Source organism: bacterium (assembly GCA_019695305.1).
Taxonomy (GTDB): domain Bacteria; phylum UBA10199; class UBA10199; order UBA10199; family JAIBAG01; genus JAIBAG01.
In genome coordinates this window covers 12,388-29,154 of record JAIBAG010000029.1, presented here as the reverse complement: position 1 = coordinate 29,154, position 16,767 = coordinate 12,388, and the positions used below count along the sequence as shown (strand labels likewise).

At 42.8% G+C, this 16,767-nt stretch carries 15 protein-coding genes; 12 read left to right on the top strand and 3 right to left on the bottom strand.

Translation table 11 applies throughout. The features are described 5' to 3' along the window. The 7 genes from K1X76_11030 to K1X76_11000 form a co-directional block, all read left to right on the top strand. Positions 1 to 669: NADP-dependent isocitrate dehydrogenase (locus K1X76_11030; GenBank protein MBX7149601.1), on the top strand; the 669-nt coding region annotated here is incomplete at its 5' end. A 215-nt stretch (positions 670 to 884) separates the two neighbouring features. Next, positions 885 to 1,814 carry a malate dehydrogenase gene (gene mdh, locus K1X76_11025; protein MBX7149600.1) on the top strand — a complete coding sequence of 310 codons (930 nt, stop codon included), beginning with the start codon at positions 885 to 887 and terminating at the stop codon, positions 1,812 to 1,814. Positions 1,815 to 1,829: 15 nt separating this feature from the next. Continuing rightward, positions 1,830 to 2,519, top strand: a complete 690-nt coding sequence (locus tag K1X76_11020) for a hypothetical protein (GenBank protein MBX7149599.1) — start codon at positions 1,830 to 1,832, stop codon at positions 2,517 to 2,519. A gap of 5 nt (positions 2,520 to 2,524) precedes the next feature. Further along, complete coding sequence (locus K1X76_11015; protein MBX7149598.1) at positions 2,525 to 4,261, top strand: FAD-binding protein; 1,737 nt, start codon at positions 2,525 to 2,527, stop codon at positions 4,259 to 4,261. 1 nt (position 4,262) lies between these two features. Beyond that, positions 4,263 to 4,988, top strand: coding sequence for a succinate dehydrogenase iron-sulfur subunit (gene sdhB, locus K1X76_11010; protein MBX7149597.1), 726 nt, complete (start codon positions 4,263 to 4,265; stop codon positions 4,986 to 4,988). Between the two features lie 35 nt (positions 4,989 to 5,023). Then, positions 5,024 to 6,775 carry a DNA topoisomerase VI subunit B gene (locus K1X76_11005; protein MBX7149596.1) on the top strand — a complete coding sequence of 584 codons (1,752 nt, stop codon included), beginning with the start codon at positions 5,024 to 5,026 and terminating at the stop codon, positions 6,773 to 6,775. A gap of 62 nt (positions 6,776 to 6,837) precedes the next feature. After that, the gene (locus tag K1X76_11000) at positions 6,838 to 7,980 is read left to right on the top strand and encodes a DNA topoisomerase VI (protein MBX7149595.1); all 1,143 of its coding nucleotides are present in this window, start codon (positions 6,838 to 6,840) and stop codon (positions 7,978 to 7,980) included. Positions 7,981 to 7,983: 3 nt separating this feature from the next. Here K1X76_11000 and K1X76_10995 read toward each other — a convergent pair whose 3' ends face one another. From K1X76_10995 to K1X76_10985, 3 genes are read right to left on the bottom strand one after another with little or no spacing between them, the layout of a single operon-like run. Next, positions 7,984 to 8,328, bottom strand: a complete 345-nt coding sequence (locus K1X76_10995) for a hypothetical protein (protein MBX7149594.1) — start codon at positions 8,326 to 8,328, stop codon at positions 7,984 to 7,986. Between the two features lie 37 nt (positions 8,329 to 8,365). Next, positions 8,366 to 8,824: an EVE domain-containing protein gene (locus K1X76_10990; GenBank protein MBX7149593.1), complete on the bottom strand. Its 459-nt coding sequence runs from the start codon at positions 8,822 to 8,824 to the stop codon at positions 8,366 to 8,368. 33 nt (positions 8,825 to 8,857) lie between these two features. Next, positions 8,858 to 9,961 carry an ATP-dependent 6-phosphofructokinase gene (locus K1X76_10985; GenBank protein MBX7149592.1) on the bottom strand — a complete coding sequence of 368 codons (1,104 nt, stop codon included), beginning with the start codon at positions 9,959 to 9,961 and terminating at the stop codon, positions 8,858 to 8,860. Between the two features lie 99 nt (positions 9,962 to 10,060). On the opposite strand from K1X76_10985, the gene K1X76_10980 reads away from it, so the two are divergent. The 5 genes from K1X76_10980 (at position 10,061) to pcrA (ending at position 16,760) form a co-directional block, all read left to right on the top strand. Continuing rightward, entirely contained in the window at positions 10,061 to 10,603 is a 543-nt protein-coding gene (locus K1X76_10980; protein MBX7149591.1) for a nicotinate-nicotinamide nucleotide adenylyltransferase, read from the top strand. A 4-nt stretch (positions 10,604 to 10,607) separates the two neighbouring features. Then, positions 10,608 to 11,456 (top strand): NAD(+)/NADH kinase, encoded by an 849-nt coding sequence (locus tag K1X76_10975; protein MBX7149590.1) that lies wholly within the window; start codon positions 10,608 to 10,610, stop codon positions 11,454 to 11,456. 191 nt (positions 11,457 to 11,647) lie between these two features. Continuing rightward, on the top strand, positions 11,648 to 12,586 hold the full coding sequence (locus K1X76_10970) for a L,D-transpeptidase (protein ID MBX7149589.1): 939 nt from the start codon (positions 11,648 to 11,650) through the stop codon (positions 12,584 to 12,586). Between the two features lie 137 nt (positions 12,587 to 12,723). Continuing rightward, on the top strand, positions 12,724 to 14,559 hold the full coding sequence (gene glmS / locus K1X76_10965) for a glutamine--fructose-6-phosphate transaminase (isomerizing) (protein MBX7149588.1): 1,836 nt from the start codon (positions 12,724 to 12,726) through the stop codon (positions 14,557 to 14,559). After that, positions 14,559 to 16,760 carry a DNA helicase PcrA gene (gene pcrA / locus K1X76_10960; GenBank protein MBX7149587.1) on the top strand — a complete coding sequence of 734 codons (2,202 nt, stop codon included), beginning with the start codon at positions 14,559 to 14,561 and terminating at the stop codon, positions 16,758 to 16,760. The genes glmS and pcrA overlap by 1 nt, the downstream gene beginning before the upstream one ends. Positions 16,761 to 16,767 lie beyond the last annotated feature (7 nt).

Genomic DNA, 16,767 nt, shown 5'->3' with positions numbered 1-16,767 from the left:
GGTATTGGTGTAAAGCCCGTCTCTGAAGAAGGAACAAAACGTTTAGTACGCTCGGCTGTTGAATATGCCATCACTCAAAAACGTAAAAATGTAACGCTCGTGCACAAAGGTAATATTATGAAGTTTACCGAAGGTGCTTTTTGTAACTGGGGTTATGAAGTGGCCAAGAAAGAATTTGGCGATAAAGTGATCAGCTGGGCTGATTGTGGTGGTAAAGTTCCCGAAGGTAAAATTCTCATTCAAGATGTGATTGCCGATGCCTTCCTTCAACAAATTTTAACCCGTCCTAAAGAATACGATGTGATCGCTACCTTAAACTTAAACGGCGATTATATTTCGGATGCTTTGGCAGCCCAAGTAGGGGGCATTGGTATTGCACCTGGTGGCAATATCAATTACGTAACCGGCCATGCATTGTTTGAAGCTACTCACGGCACTGCCCCTAAATACGCGGGTCAGGACAAGGTGAATCCTGGTTCTGTAATTTTATCGGGTGTGATGATGTTAGAACACATGGGCTGGAATGAAGCGGCGACCATGATTGTAAAAGCCTTGGAAAAAACCATCGAAAACAAAACCGTGACCTACGATTTTGAACGGTTGATGAGTGGTGCAAAACTTTTAAAATGTTCGGAGTTTGGTAAAGAGATTATTAAGAATATGGCATAATGGGTGAGGCCCGTTTTCGTTTTGTGAAGTTTTTCTTTTTTTAACGGCCTCAACTCGCTATCTATAGAGAGCGCCCTCTCAAGCTCTGAAGCCCTGGAATTTGGGTGGTAGGGAGAGGGCTTGTTAAGGATAGCTCAAACACGCGGCCTTATAAAAAAAGAAAAACTTCACAAAACGAAAACTAATAACCATGTATTTATAACGGAGATAAAACTATGAGAAAGAAAATTGCTTTAATTGGTGGTGGTAACATTGGTGGTGTTTTAGCGCAGCAGATTGCTCAAAAAGAACTGGGTGATGTGATCTTGTTTGATGTTGTTGAAGGTCTACCCCAAGGTAAATGTTTGGATATTTGGGAAGCGACTCCCGTTTTAAATTCCGATAGCAAATTAAAAGGTGCTAACTCGTATGCTGATATTGCCGGTTCGGATGTTGTGATCGTTACTGCTGGCTTAGCCCGCAAACCAGGCATGAGCCGTGATGATCTTTTAGCCAAGAATTTGGAAATCATGAAAACGGTTGCCGAAGGCATTAAAAATAACGCACCCAATGCTTTTGTGGTGGTTATTTCTAACCCGCTCGATGCCATGGTGTACACCATGCGTAAAGTAACGGGTTTTCCTAAAAACCGTGTGGTGGGTATGGCCGGTGTTTTAGATAGCGCCCGTTTCCGTGCCTTTGTAGCTGAAGCTTTGGATGTGAGCGTTGAAGACGTACACGCTCTTGTATTGGGTGGTCACGGTGATGACATGGTGCCCATTATCCGCTTGTGCTCGGTGAATGGTATCCCCTTAACCGAACTTTTATCCCAGGAAAAAATTGACGCCATCGTACAACGCACCCGTGTTGCCGGTGGTGAAGTGGTAGCGCTCTTAAAAACGGGTTCGGCTTTCTTTTCTCCTGCTGTATCGGCCATTCAAATGGTTGAATCCTATCTCAAAGATAAAAAACGCGTTTTGGCCTGTGCTGCCGAACTTAATGGCGAGTATGGCGTAACCGGCGGTTTATTTGTGGGTGTGCCTGTTGTGATTGGTGCCAAGGGTGTTGAACGTGTTTTGGAAATCAAACTTAATGCCGATGAACAGAAACTCTTCCAAGAATCGGTTAATCATGTTAAAGACTTGTTAAAATCTATTGCCTTATAATAGACTTTAACAAATTTGAGCACGATCAAGATTCCATCCTATTATTATTTGAGGCGTATTCATGCGTTGTGTTTGCTTGTGCCTATGGGGTTTTATGGGTTTTTTGCATTAATTTTAGCTGGCCTTGCCTTGGGACCAGATGGGTTTAAAAATTTTAATACGGCGCTGCGTGTTTTTTCTCATTTTCCCCTCTTATTTCTTTTTGAAATATTATTTTTGTATGGGCCTCTTTTGTTTTATTTTTTATATGGATTAGCGCGTTTAACCGAACGTGAAACGCATTTGTTTAACCCTTTAAGTGCCGCTAATACTCTTTATTTTTTTCAGGGCGTTACTCTTTTTTTGTCGTTTGCGTTTTTAGCGTATCATTTTTACGCTACACGTTTTCTTGCTTATCTTACGCAAACCTCACTCGATTATTTGTGGATGGTGCGTCTTTTTGAAAACCCGCTTCATGTTTTGGCCTATAATGTGGGCGTTTTTTCTCTTTTATTTCATTATGGGTATAGTTTGCGTCAGGCCATGATAGATAGCGGTTGTAAAAACGCGCGCAGCAATTTTGTACTAAGGGCATTGGTTTTTTTATTGCTACTCATGCTGGTTATTTTTTTATTGGCGATACTCAATTTTGTTTATCATTATAACGATCCGCCGGCCTTTTTAGGCCCGGTTATTCATTTTGTACGCGACGTGTTGTCGCGCTAATTTTTATGAAAAAGCCACGTGTGGTGGTTTTAGGTTCCGGTTCATCGGGGCTTATGGCTACCATTAAATTTGCTGAATCTGGGATTCCCGTCACTCTTGTGTCGGCATTGCCCTCGTATGCTGCACATAGTTCGTCGTTGTGCCACGGGCTGGCTTTGCCCCAAAACCCGCGTGAAGCGGGTGATAGTGATGCGCTTTTTTTAAAGGACATAATAACAGCTGCCGATGGTTTGGCCGATCAAAATAGTCTTAAAAATTTAACCGATTGGTCGGGTCGTATCTATCGGCTTCTTACGCGTTTAGGGATAGCTTTTTCTACCACTCAGGAAAACCGATTAGATTTTAGGCCTGCCGAAGGAGCTCGTGTATATCGCACTTTATATGCGGGTTTTCACACTGGGCGGCGTTTACTTTATGCTCTCGATCAGGTGGTGCGCTCTTTTGAGGAAAAAGGTTTGGTAACACGTCGGGATAATTTGGAATTTGTTTCTCTCATTCGATCGGCTGAAGAATCGGTATGTGGTTTAACGGTAATGAATAAGCTTAATATGGATTTAGAATATATTAAGGCCGATATTGTTGTTGCTGCTACCGGAGGTTTTGGACAAATTTTTCTTAACAACACGCATCCGCAAGTGGCCACGGGACTTGCCGTATCGGTTTTGTATCAGCAAGGAGCCCGACTCGCTAATATGGAATTTGTACAAAGCCAGATGGGGGCGTTGCATACTTTAGATGGCTCCTTAAATGTGGCCCCGTATGCGTTATCTGAAGGCGGGCGTTTTTTTATAGAAACAGGTGGAAAGCGTTGGTATTTTTTAGAGGAAAACTTTCCAAAATATCGCAATTGGGTAACAAGTGACGCTGTTCATCGTTTTTTGTTTGATAAATATCGTGATAAGGCCAAGCTTACCGGTGAATATCCTTTGGTGTATTTTGATTTATCACATCGTCCGCGCGAGCTCTTTGAAGGCCGTCTTAAAAATTTGCGTGAACAGGTTAAAAAATTTACGTCGCACGATATTGCGCACTCTCCTGTGCCTGTATCATCCGCTGTTACTAGCACTTTAGGCGGTCTTGAAACCGATAATTATCATATGACCAATATTTCCGGTTTATTTGCTTGCGGTGATGCAGGGCATAGGTACAAGGGGGCTTACCAGCCCGATAATATGGTTTATCTTACCAGTTTGTATTCGGGTTATTGGGCTGCAACGCATGCACTTTTATATGCCTCTGGTTTAAATAGAGGTGCCGATAGTGTTCCCGAATCGGTTTTTGACGATGAACTCAAACGACAACACGAGGCTAACCGCACCATGCTCGATTTGGCCGGGCAGGAAAAACCACGTTTATTATTTGAAGAATTAAAACATTGGATGAGTGATCAGGCAACTGTGGTAAAAGATGAAGCAGGCTTAACAAAAGCGGCCGACAAAATTTTAGAGTTAAAAAAGCGTTTTGAACGTATTAAACTTGCCGATACTGGGCGTTTTTTGAACGAAGAACTCTTATTTGCACGCAGGCTTTGGGGTGCTTTAGAGTTGGCGCAGGCAGTAGTGGCGGCCTCTAAAGCCCGAAAAGAGTCGCGCGGATGTCATTATCGCACCGATTATCCGTTGCGTGATGATGCTTTATTTTTAAAGGCTTCAAGCATTACTTACAATAGCATGGGGCCTGTAGTGGAATTTAAAGATATTGATCAGTCGGTAATAACACCGCCACATAGAGCTTATTGTTAAAATGCCAAAACTTTTTATTAAAATTAAAAGGCAGGATACTCCCGAGGCCGACTCGTATTGGGAAGATTTTAAAATTTCCCACAAACCCGGGATGTCGGTAATTTCTGTTTTAAAAAGTATTGAACAAAAACCTCTTAATGCCCGTGGTGAAGAAGTAGCTCCCGTTGTTTTTTCGTCGTCCTGTCATCAAGAAGCCTGCGGGTTATGTACCATGGTTATTAACGGGCGTGTACAAAACGCATGTTCGGTTAAAGTAGATGAATTATCGCAACCTATATCCATAGAACCTCTTAAAAAATTTAAGGTAGAACGTGATTTGGTGGTTCAAAAATTGTCGGCGATTAAGCCGCTAAAAGAGCTAAAAGCCTGGCTTGCTTTTGATGGTACTTATGATGTGGGTGAAGCTCCTATTTATGGGGAAGAAGAGGCGTCTCGTTCGGATACATTATCAACGTGTATCCGTTGTATGGCCTGTTTAGAAGTTTGTCCCCGTTTTAACGAACGCTCGGCTTTTGTAGGGGCAATGGCTATTGCCAGTGTTTCCAATCTTAGTCAGCACCCTGTGGGCGATTTTTTAAAGAGCGCCAGGCTTGAAAAATTATTGGATAAGGGTGGGTTATACGACTGTGATAATGTGGGCAATTGTCAAAAAGCCTGTCCTAAAAACATACCGCTTTTTGACGTGATTGTGGAACTCAAAAAAGATGCCTCGCGCATGATGGGTTGACAAGAAAGCTGTTTTAGGGCACCTCTATACTTTTTATGGCTCAAAAGACAATTACATCGGCCTCCAGTGCTGAATATTTTGCTAAAAATCTCCAGCAAGTAGGCTTTTCGTCCTATACCAAGGCGGTTTTAACCACCATTAAAGAAGCCGTCGATAACTCGCTTGATGCTTGTGAAGACGCCGGTATTTTGCCTGAAATAGCTGTAATTATTGAACGTTTAGGCGAAGGGACAGCAAAAAATTCTGAAAAAATTAAAATTCGTATTGAAGATAATGGCCCTGGGCTTGAAGCCGAAGACCTTGTGATGGTGTTTGGCGAATATCTCGCATCCTCTAAATTTGGCCGCGGGCGATGTAGCCGTGGTCAGCAGGGTATTGGTATTTCGGCTTGTACCACCTGGGCCCAACTCACCAATGCGCGTGGTGCTGTGGTGACGTCCAAAACCGATCGCATGCGCAAAGCAGTGCGTGCGGTTATTGAAGTAGATATTAAGCACAACAAGGGCGTGATGAAAGATAAGGACACGCTCGATTGGGATCGCGACCATGGCCTTGCTTGTGAATTTGTGATTGATGGCCGTATCCAGTTGCAGGGTGAAGGTGGGTTGCTTGCTTATCTCAACGGAACAACTCTTGTTAATCCGCACCTTACCCTCCGCTACAAAATGCCCGATGCGGAATGGGTAGAAATTTCACGTGTGTCGAACGAAGTGCCCGAAATTCCCGAGGCTACCGAACCACATCCGCATACCATGAAGTTGGGTGAATTCATTGCGCATAGCCACTTGTATGGTCGTATTAAACTGGGGGCTTGGCTTAAAAAAGGTTTTTCGCGCATTTCCGATCAGGTTCTTACCGAAATTACCAAAGCTGGCTTTAAAAAAGCGGCGTTTGATAAAATTGTGGATGCGGTGAGCGATGAAGAATTTAAAAATTTATTTTCCATCATTCAAAATTTAAAACTGATGGCGCCATCCACCAAGGGCGTGATGAGTATCGGTGAAGCGGGCTTGGCTGTGAGTATTCAGCGTTTGGGTGAAGTGGATTTCTTCTCCGTTGTTTCGCGTAAGCCGGCCATTTGTGATTTTAAACCTGTGTTAGTGGAAGTGGCCATTGCGCGTCTTAAAGACAGAAGCGGTGGCGGTGAAGATGAGCCTGTTGATATTTTACGTTTTGCCAACCGTGTGCCCTTGCAATTCGACAAGGCCGCTTGCGCCATGACCAAAGCGATAACCTCGGTAAACTGGAAATCGTACGGCATTAATCAGCCGAAAGGTTCGCTGCCTTTGGGGCCCTATATTATTGCTGTGAGCGTGGTGTCGCCGTTTATCAAGTTTAAGAACGCATCTAAAGAAACCGTGGATGCGAGTGATGAATTAGTAGAAGAATTACGCCGTACACTTATCCAGGGCGGACAAAAACTGTCTAAACACATCCGTCGTGAAGCGAAAGAAGAAGATTTAGAACAAAAGCGTCGTCATATCGAATTATTTGCCCCAATTTTGGTGGATGGAGCTTGTCGTATTACCAAATCTAAAAAAGAAAGACGCGAGAAAGCGCTGGAAGGGTTGGCTAAACTTTTAGGACGTGAAGCAAAAATGGCAGAGGCGGAGTTGAATGAAGCGATTGAACATTCCGAAGCCGCTTTAAAGAAATTGGCCGAAACCACAGGGATTCTGCCGGACGGTTTTAAAAATGAATCAAACGATGATGGCGATGATGATCGCCCCAATGCCGAAGAACAATTAAGCTTGATGGATGTGGGCGAAAAGAAAAAACGGAAGTAACCCACCCCAACCCTCCCTTAACCTAAGGGAGGGGGGGAATCGTAAGGTAGGAATTATATTATATGGCAACCAATGTTGATGTAGAAAAATTATCCCGGGAAATGTGCGAACAACTCTTGCGTGATTTGGAACGTGCCAAGCGCCCTGTGCTCTCCGCCACCAAATGTGCTTTGGATAATGCCAATTATAATCCCAAAGTGGGCTACTTAACTCCCGGTGATAAAAAAGTTTTAACAGAACTGAACGTAAGCTCGGTTAAGAAAATGTCGCGCTCTATTTTTATGCTGGAACTTATCTTGCGTAATCTGGATGTAGGCGCCACCAACACCAAGCGTGAACTTTACTATATCAGCAAGGGTGAAATTAAACATAACGCGCACTTAAAGCCGCTTGATTTTGAAGATCAGAACGAATCGGACTCCATCATCGATTTTATTTGCGAAATGATGGAATGTTACCGTGAAGATTTAAACTGCTTTGCCAACGACCGTGGTGGTCAGACGTACTCGCAACAGTTGGTGGTTAATGAAACCATGCCCGATGGCACTAAAGCCACCATCGATCTTTCTATGTTGGGAACAGCACCGTTCCAACCTAAAAACCGCCCTCAGAGTTTAAAGTTAAAAGTAAAAAAGAAAGTGGATTTTTGTCTTATCGTAGAATCGGAAGGTACGGCCAATACGCTTGTTACCAGCGGTTTTACCAAACGTAATAATGTGATCTTGCTCGGCGCGCAGGGTGTTCCTTCCAATGCCGTCCGCGGCTGGTGCCGGCTTATTCAAGATGAACTCGATGTACCCATGTACTTTTTTGGAGATCTGGACGCGTACACCATGCAGAATATTTTTCGTACGCTTAAAGCGGGTTCGGCGGCGAGTCTTATTCGTAATCACGATTTTAGTGCCCCCGATGTAAAATTTTTAGGTGTGCTTCCTGAAGATATTAAGCGCTACGATTTACCCGATTATGCTGTTAAAGAAAACGATGCATCCGAAAGCCGTGCTCTTAAAAAAGCAAAAGATGCCTTAGAAAATGATCCGTTTTTCCAGGATAAAAAGAACAAGGGCGTATCCGATATTTTAAAATGGCTTCTTAAAAACAAAAGACGTTGCGAACAACAATCGTTCTTCTCGGTTAATCCGCGTGATCCACTCATGCCGGAAAAAATCATCCTCGATAAAATTAAGAATAAGAATTTTGTGTGATTTTTAACGGGTGGCTATAACAGGAAAGTTTGCGTTAGGGGAGCAGCTTGCCACAACTGTAACAGGCAGCATGCCGGCAAAAGTGCTGGCCGATAACGAGAGCAAGTCGGGTTTTATGTATTCGGGGTTAGCTTGTGCGCTAAATCGAGCCCCCGCTTTTAAGTACCATTGATTGCCTTTTAAATAAATAATATCACCCAGTTTGCCATCGTTAGCTAAATCGGCCGTGTTAATTTTATCTTGCCATTCTTTGACTGGATTAAGTGTGCATCCACAATTCACCTGTTTCACAAAGTCTTCCAAGGTGATTTCTTTTTGAATATTAAATGTATAACAAGAAAGGCCCATATCATTATTATCGGCAAATAAACTCCAAAGTTGCCTGTTATTTGGCGGCTAATTTCTCAATGATTTCAAAGTGTTTCTTGTCTACCGGCTGAACGGAGAGCCTTTGCCCGCGCTTTAAGAGCAGCATGCCGCTTAGGGATGGATGCATTTTAAGTTCTTCCAGAGGAATAAGGGAATCAAATTTTTTAACAAACTCAAAATCCACTAAAAACCAGCGGGGATTATCGGGGCTGGATGAATCATCAAAATATTTGCTTCTTTCATCAAAGGCTGTTTTATCGGGGTGAGTTTCTTTGCACACACGGGCAATGCCGGCAACACCGGGAGGTTCGGCATTGGAATGATAGAAGAGGGCGAGATCGCCTTTTTTCATCTCATCCCGCATAAAATTACGAGCCTGATAATTACGTACTCCGGTCCATTCGGTTTTTTTGTCGCGTTTTAAATCGTCGATGGAATAGCTTTCGGGTTCGCTTTTAATGAGCCAGTAGTTCATGGCTAAATGATTTCTAATTTCCGAGACAATTTGTCAATCGCCTAAACTAATTCCTAAAGCGCGGGCGGTTTTTACTAAATTATGATCAGGCGCAATGGTGCGGTAGCGCTGGATGGCATCGGCTATTTTAACCGGCACAATATTATCTTGCTGGTAAGCCACCATGTAACCAAATTTTTCCTGCGCCACCAAATCAACAGCAGCAGCACCAAAGCGAGTAGCGAGCAAGCGATCCATAGGTGCCGGAACACCACCACGTTGCAAATGGCCTAGCACCGTGCAGCGTGTTTCCATACCGCCTAGTTTTTTGGCCAGTTCGCGGGTTACATAATCGCCCACACCGCCCAGTACACGATTATTGCGGCCCACACCGGCTTTTTCTTTTACAAAGGCATCACCGTCTTTAGGTTTGGCTCCTTCGGCCACAACCACAATGGCAAAATGATGGCCTCGCGCATCGCGAGCGCGGATGTGATCCGCCACTTTATCTAAATCAAATGGAATTTCGGGGATGAGTACCACATCGGCTCCTCCAGCTATACCGCTGGCCATGGCAATCCACCCCGCATCACGGCCCATCAGCTCCAGCACCATCACACGGTCGTGCGATTCGGCAGTGGCATGGAGTTTGTCGATGGCGTCGGTGGCGGTTTCTACGGCGGTTTGAAAACCAAAGGTCATTTCGGTGCAGTCTAAATCGTTATCAATTGTTTTGGGAACGCCTACAATATTTAAACCTTTTTCAAAGAGTTTTTGAGAGATGCGTTGAGAACCATCGCCACCAATATTGATAACTGCATCAATGCCCAGACGACGCAGACGGGCGAGGAGCTCATCGGAACGGTCAATTTCAACCAACACTCCTTTTTCATTTTTAACCGGAAAAGTAAAAGGGCCGCCTTGATTAATCGTTCCTAAAATTGTTCCGCCACGGACCAAGAGGCCACTCACAGTTTTAAGATCGAGTGGCATAATCCGCATGGGATCTTCCAAAATACCGTTAAAGGCTACCTGGCTGCCAATCACTTCCCAACCATAAGTGCCAATAGCATGTTTTACTACCGCGCGGATAACAGCATTTAAGCCGGGCGCATCACCGCCGCCTGTTAAAACCAGGATCTTTTTCTTCTTACTCATAACTCCCCCTTAGTGAGAGTATTGTAGCTGCAGGTGGCTTATTCAGGCTAGAACTATTTCTTTCTTGCGTTAGGCGCTTATCCGTGAAAATCTTTTTTAATGAGTCGCGAAAAGGTCATTTTATTTGGGGGTTCTTTTAATCCTCCTCATCTGGGGCATCGTGAAGTTGTCCGTCATTTGGCAAGTCTTCAAGATTTTGAAGCCGTCTCTATTATTCCTACCTACGCTCATCCCTTTGAAAAAAATCTCACGTCGTTTTTAGACCGCATGGCCATGTGTCAGCTTAATTTTATGGGAATTTCGCCCAACGTGATGCTTAATCCTATTGAAGATAATCTGCAGCATACGCCCTCTTATTTTATTGATACTCTTTTGGCGCTAAAAAAAATACATCCCAAAACCGATTTTACCATTGCACTAGGAAGTGATTGTAAAGAAACGCTGCACCTGTGGCATAAGGCCAAGATGTTACAAAAAGAAGCATCATTTTATTTTTTCCCAAGGGCTGGTTACGAAAAATCTAGCTTTCCTCAAATTTCTAGTACTGAGTTGCGTGATAAAATACAGAGAGGTGAGAGTGTGAAAGACTATTTGCATCCTCCGGTTTTAGATTACATACTGGAGCACGCGCTGTATAAATAAAAACATGAACAAGGAAATTAGCAAAATATTGGTTGTGCCCAAGGGTGGACGCTTTGTTCCAGGTGGCCGGAAAAGATTTTTTTATCCCGATAGCGGCGAACTTAATGAATCCGATTACCAGGCGTTAACGGCTACGCTGGATGTGTTAGAAAAAAATCTTATTAAAAATGATTTTGATTATACTGTAGTGTTAAAGCCCGATCGTAAAATTATGAGCCGTTTTGATTTGGTTATTACTGTAGGCGGTGATGGAACTTTTTTGCGCACGGCGCATTTGGTAGAAAATACGCCTATGATGGGGATTAATTCGAACCCCAAGGTTTCTATTGGAGCTTTGTTAAGTATAAAGCCCTCGCAAATAGAAAAAAAACTTATCGCTATTAAAAAGGGCAATTACAAAACGTTAGTACGTCAGCGTATTGGGATTACGGTTAACGGTAAAAAACTGCCCGTATATCCGTTAAACGATATTTTGTTTGCTAATAATTCACCCGCAGCCATGAGTCGTTATCAGGTGAAGTTAGTGCGTCACAAAGAAAATCAGCGCAGCTCGGGTGTGTGGGTAGCAACTTCTAGTGGTTCAACGGCCGCCATTAAAGCGGCGGGTGGTAGGCCTATGCCGCTTTCCAAAAAGATGCTTCAATATTTGGTGCGTGAGCCCTACAAAGGTTTGGGCGAAAAAAAATACAAAATTTTACGTGGTTTTATAGAGATGCACGAAGAATTAGTGTTTATCAACGAAATGCACCGTGCCGGTTTATTTTTGGATGGAACCCAGGGGCATTTTTCGCTGGCTTATGGTGATAAAATTTCTGTTTTTCTATCTCGTTTTCCTCTCACAACCCTTCTTTAAGTATTCTCAATTTTAAGAGGCTAAAATGTCCAAAAACGTCAAAATATTGACTATTTTTATGAATATTTGACTCGGGGTAAATAGTAAGTATATGTTTTTAAAAAAGAATTAAAGTTAACCGTCAAGCTTCCGTTGGTATGAGTGTTGCGTTGCTATTTATGGGTTAAACGGGAAAAGGAAGGGGAGACGGTATGTTTGGAAAAATAACCATGGGTTTGTGTATAGGCTTGGTGCTATCTGGATGCGGTGACAAGTCTACTGCTTTTAAGTCAAACAATGAGCTTAAATCTCCATCGCATGATGATAGAAATTACGTTCCTAGTTTGTACGTTCAGGATGATCCTGTTCCTCAAAATACAAAAATTGTAGTGAATATTCCTGCCCGTGAATTGCGACTGTATCACGAAGGTGAGCTTGTCTATCGTTTCCCTGTTGCTGTAGGGTCTCCCGTCTTTAAAACGCCTGTGGGTGAGCGCAAGCTTTCGCAAATTGTATGGAATCCTTGGTGGATGCCTCCCGATAGTAAGTGGGCCGAAGATTCTAAGCCCACACCGCCCGGACCTGGTAATCCGTTAGGTTTAGCCAAGCTTGATTTGGGAGGCGCTATTTTATTACACGGGACTAATAAAGAATATACCGTTGGCCATCCCGCATCACACGGTTGTATGCGCATGTTTGCAGCCGATGTAAAGGCTTTGGCTTGGTGGGTACAATCACACTTTACTGAAAAAACAGATCCAGAACTTCTTAAAACGTATGCCGCTCATCGTGGCAGTAGTTATTATGTAAATCTCAAAAATTCTATTCCAGTTGAAATTAAGTACAACATTTTTGAAATTCAGGAAGGTAAATTAAAAATACACCCCGACGTTTACGGTAAAGCAGGCAAACGCAAAGATGCCGTACTGGCCTGGCTTAATAGCAAGGGTGTGGGCAGTGATAAAGTAGATGAAGTGGTACTGGCTAAGGCGCTTGATTCATCTACGGTTACTTCGCAAGAAGTGGCCTTGCGCGATTTGATTCCGGCAAAACTCATGGCGTCTAACACGCCGCTATCCGATCCTGTAACTGATGCCTGGCAGAATGAACATAAACCCAAATTTTCGTCGCTTATGCCGGCAGGACTTTAGCAATTATCTAACAAATAACTTTATTTTTTACTCTCTCTATAATAAATCTTAACATCGTTTTTGTCTGTGACAAGTAAGGGGAAGCGGTGAGTGATTTTTCCATTCACCATTCACTATTCACTATTCACTGTCTTTAAATGTGCGGCATTGTTGGTTATACGGGTAAACAAAAGGCAGTTCCCATTTTATTGGATGGTTTGTCGCGTTTGGAATATCGCGGCTACGATTCGGCAGGTCTTGCTTACATTAACAACTCCGACATTTCTATAGTGAGAGCCGAAGGCAAGCTTTCTAATTTAAGTTCCAAAATAGACAGGCGCGACAGTTTGGGAATGGTTGGTATTGGTCATACCCGTTGGGCTACACATGGCAGTCCTACCGAAACCAATGCGCATCCGCACCGTGCTGGAGATGTTGTGCTTGTACATAACGGAATTATAGAAAATTATCTTTCGTTAAAAGAAAAGTTACAACTCAAAGGCCATAAAATACTTTCTGAAACCGATACCGAAATTGTATGCCATCTTATTTCCGAACATTTAAAAAAGGAAAAAGTATTTTTAAAAGCGTTAAGCCGTGCTTTAAGCGAAGTAGAAGGTACTTACGCCTTGGCCGTGTTATACCTTAAAGAACCCGATAAATTGTATGCTGCAAAAAAGTCGTCGCCACTTGTTATTGGGCTTGGAAAAAACGAAAATTTTTTAGCTTCCGATATACCCGCGCTGCTCCCTTATACCAAAGAAGTTATTTATCTCGAAAATAACGAAATTGCGGTACTCGAAAAAAAGGGAGTAACACTTTATTCAAAAGGTCTCAAAAAAATTGTGCGTAAGGCACAAACTATCCCATGGAATGCCGACATGGCCAAAAAAGATGGCTTTAAACACTATATGCTCAAAGAAATTCATGAGCAGCCTCAAGTGGTTTCGGATACCATGATGGGGCATATTAAAAAAGGCGCCCAAACCATCGACTTTAAAGAAATAGATTCATTATTTAAGGGTAAAAAATATCCATTTTATAACCGCATCTACATTATTGCCTGTGGTACTAGTTGGCATGCGGCTCTTGCCGGCAAGTTTTATTTGGAAGCCATTGCCCGATTACCGGTTAGTGTTGATACAGCCAGCGAGTTTAGATATAGAGAACCCTTTTTAGATAAAGACACACTCCTTATTTCTATTTCTCAGTCAGGAGAAACAGCCGACACTTTGGCTTGTGTTGAGGAAGCTCGCTCCAAGGGAGTAAAAACCATTTCCATTTGCAATGTTATTGGTTCCAGTTTAGCACGCGCAAGCCATGCAACGCTGTATACACATGCGGGGCCAGAAATTGGTGTGGCTTCTACTAAAGCGTTTACCACACAATTAGTAGTGCTTTTAATGCTAGCTCTTAATTTGGGCTACAGGGCCCGTAAAATTAACAGAGCGTATTTACAAAATGCAGTAAAAAAATTGTCGCATTTGCCTCGTTTGATGGAAAGTATATTGGCGCGCAAAGATGATGTGTTAGCTATGGCGCAAAGTTATTTTTCAAAACGAGATTTTTATTACATTGCCCGTGGCGTTCACTTCCCCATTGCTTTAGAGGGTGCGTTAAAATTAAAGGAAATTTCCTATATTCATGCCGAAGGTTATTCGGCTGGAGAAATGAAGCACGGACCTATTGCTTTAATAGAGCCAGGAAGCCCTGTGGTGGCTTTGGCTCCGCTCGATCGTGTGTGTGTCAAAATGCTTTCTAATATTGAAGAGGTAAAAGCCAGAGGCGCTTCGGTAATTGGTTTTGTAACCGAAGGCGACAAGCGTTTTGAAGGAAAATGTGAAAAACTTTTTTATGTGCCTAAAACTGTATGGTATTTAACACCCATTCTTTTGTCGATACCGCTTCAATTGTTATCTTATTATATTGCCGACTTGCGTGGTACCGATGTGGATCAGCCGCGTAATTTGGCCAAAAGTGTTACCGTAGAATAATGCTCGATCAATTAAACCCCCAGCAACGCGAAGCGGTTGTACAAACCGAAGGTCCGCTTCTTATTTTGGCCGGCGCCGGTTCTGGAAAAACGCGCGTCCTTACGTTTCGTATTGCTCATTTGCTAAGAGAAAAAAATATTTCACCCCACAATATTTTGGCTGTTACCTTTACCAACAAAGCGGCCGGAGAAATGCGTGAGCGTATCGAAAAAATTTTGGGTGAAGGGGCCATGCGCAACATGTGGGTATCAACCTTCCATTCTATTTGTCTGCGCATTTTACGGCGTCATGCTTCCCTGTTGGGGTATAAGCCCGATTTTTCAATTTATGACGATTCCGATCAGGACAAACTTATTTCTCAGTGTTTGGAGGAATTAGGATATAATCCAAAAATACTCACTCCTAAAATGGCGGCCTCAATTATCAATCGTTCAAAAAATAACGGCTGGAGCGTAGAGGAATATGCAGCTAACAATGATGATTTTTTTGGTGAAAAATTGGCCAAGGTTTATGATGCCTATCAAAAAAAGCTTCTTACCAATCAGGCTATGGATTTTGGAGATCTTATCCTGAATGTTTTAAAATTATTTCAAAATCATCCTGATGTTTTGCACTATTATCAAAATACGCTCAAATACATTCATGTTGATGAGTATCAAGATACCAACATTTGCCAATATCAGCTTATCCGTTTGTTGTCTGATGCGCACCGCAATATTTGCGTTGTTGGCGATGATGACCAGTCTATTTACAAATTTAGAGGGGCTGAAATTCGCAATATTTTAGATTTTCAAAAAGATTTTTCCGACTCAACTGTGGTGAAGTTAGAACAAAATTATCGTTCTACTCAAAATATTTTAAAAGCGGCTTCTGGAGTGGTGGCTAATAATAGACGTAGGATGGGAAAAACCTTGTGGACCGATAATGGCGATGGCGAATTAATTGGTCTTTTTAAGGCCCCTACCGAAAAAGATGAGGCCCGGTTTGTAGGTCAGGAAATTGAAAAGCATAAACCCCAATATAGTTATCAGGAAATGGCTGTTTTTTACCGTACCAATGCACAATCTCGCCCTATAGAAGACGAACTGAGAAAACGTAAAATTCCCTACATGATTATTGGTGGCATGAAGTTTTATGACCGCATGGAAATTAAAGATATGCTGGCTTACTTAAAAGTGCTGGTAAACCCTGCCGACTCGATGGCCTTAAAGCGCATTATTAATGTACCGGCCCGTGCTATTGGCAAAACCACTATAGATAAATTGGAAAGTATAGCACAACAAGCAGGTACATCATTATGGGACACAATTTTAGAAGTTATAAAAAATGGCAGCTTGCAAATCAACAAAGGTACGCTTGATAAGCTTACGCAATTTGCAACTCTGCTAGCTCGTCTCAATAGTTTGCGCCAATCGGTCTCGCTTACCGATTTTATGACCACGCTTTTTGAAGAAACTGGTTATTGGAAAATGCTCACCGATGAAAAAACTCTAGAATCGGAGTCGCGTCTTGAAAATCTAGAAGAATTAGTGACCGTTGTGTCGGAATATGTGGCCGAGCATGAGGATGCAACGCTGGAAGGTTTTTTAGATCAGGCCATGCTGGTATCGGCAGTGGATGTGCAGGGTGAATCGAATGAATATGTAACGCTGATGACGTTGCATTTGGCCAAAGGTTTAGAATTTCCATTAGTATTTATGGTGGGTATGGAAGAAGGACTTTTCCCGCATAATCGTTCTCTTAATTCTGATGATGATCTCGAGGAAGAGCGTCGTTTGTGTTACGTAGGCATGACGCGCGCCATGAAAAAACTAAATTTAAGTTTTGCTACCCAACGAAGTTTGTTTGGCAGTAGCCAATTTAATTTGCCGTCACGTTTTTTGCAGGAAATTCCTTCTGAATTGCTGATTAAACAAGGTTACGATGTATCGCGCTTATCCAATGTGGACGACCGCGAGTTTAGGTCATTTGGCCGTGATGACGACTTTAATCAAAGTAGCAGTGCCGACGATTTTAATCAGGATAACCAAAATCCATTTCAGCGTGGTGCTCGCGTGCGTCATGCGGTTTTTGGGGTTGGTACTATCCGTGCTACCGAGGGCGAAGACGAAAACCAAAAGCTTACCATTGCCTTTCAAAACGGGGGCATCAAAAAACTACTTACCAAGTACGCTAATCTTGAGCTAGTCAATGGTGGGTAGTGGATAG

Bases quoted from the DNA above. Each gene is read 5' to 3' on its own strand.
- sdhB (MBX7149597.1), top strand. From the start codon at position 4,263: ATGCCAAAACTTTTTATTAAAATTAAAAGGCAGGATACTCCCGAGGCC.
- K1X76_10980 (MBX7149591.1), top strand. From the start codon at position 10,061: ATGAGTCGCGAAAAGGTCATTTTATTTGGGGGTTCTTTTAATCCTCCT.
- K1X76_10990 (MBX7149593.1), bottom strand. From the start codon at position 8,824: ATGAACTACTGGCTCATTAAAAGCGAACCCGAAAGCTATTCCATCGAC.
- K1X76_10995 (MBX7149594.1), bottom strand. From the start codon at position 8,328: ATGGGCCTTTCTTGTTATACATTTAATATTCAAAAAGAAATCACCTTG.
- K1X76_10970 (MBX7149589.1), top strand. From the start codon at position 11,648: ATGTTTGGAAAAATAACCATGGGTTTGTGTATAGGCTTGGTGCTATCT.
- K1X76_10975 (MBX7149590.1), top strand. From the start codon at position 10,608: ATGAACAAGGAAATTAGCAAAATATTGGTTGTGCCCAAGGGTGGACGC.
- K1X76_11000 (MBX7149595.1), top strand. From the start codon at position 6,838: ATGGCAACCAATGTTGATGTAGAAAAATTATCCCGGGAAATGTGCGAA.
- mdh (MBX7149600.1), top strand. From the start codon at position 885: ATGAGAAAGAAAATTGCTTTAATTGGTGGTGGTAACATTGGTGGTGTT.
- K1X76_10985 (MBX7149592.1), bottom strand. From the start codon at position 9,961: ATGAGTAAGAAGAAAAAGATCCTGGTTTTAACAGGCGGCGGTGATGCG.
- pcrA (MBX7149587.1), top strand. From the start codon at position 14,559: ATGCTCGATCAATTAAACCCCCAGCAACGCGAAGCGGTTGTACAAACC.
- K1X76_11005 (MBX7149596.1), top strand. From the start codon at position 5,024: ATGGCTCAAAAGACAATTACATCGGCCTCCAGTGCTGAATATTTTGCT.
- K1X76_11015 (MBX7149598.1), top strand. From the start codon at position 2,525: ATGAAAAAGCCACGTGTGGTGGTTTTAGGTTCCGGTTCATCGGGGCTT.
- glmS (MBX7149588.1), top strand. From the start codon at position 12,724: ATGTGCGGCATTGTTGGTTATACGGGTAAACAAAAGGCAGTTCCCATT.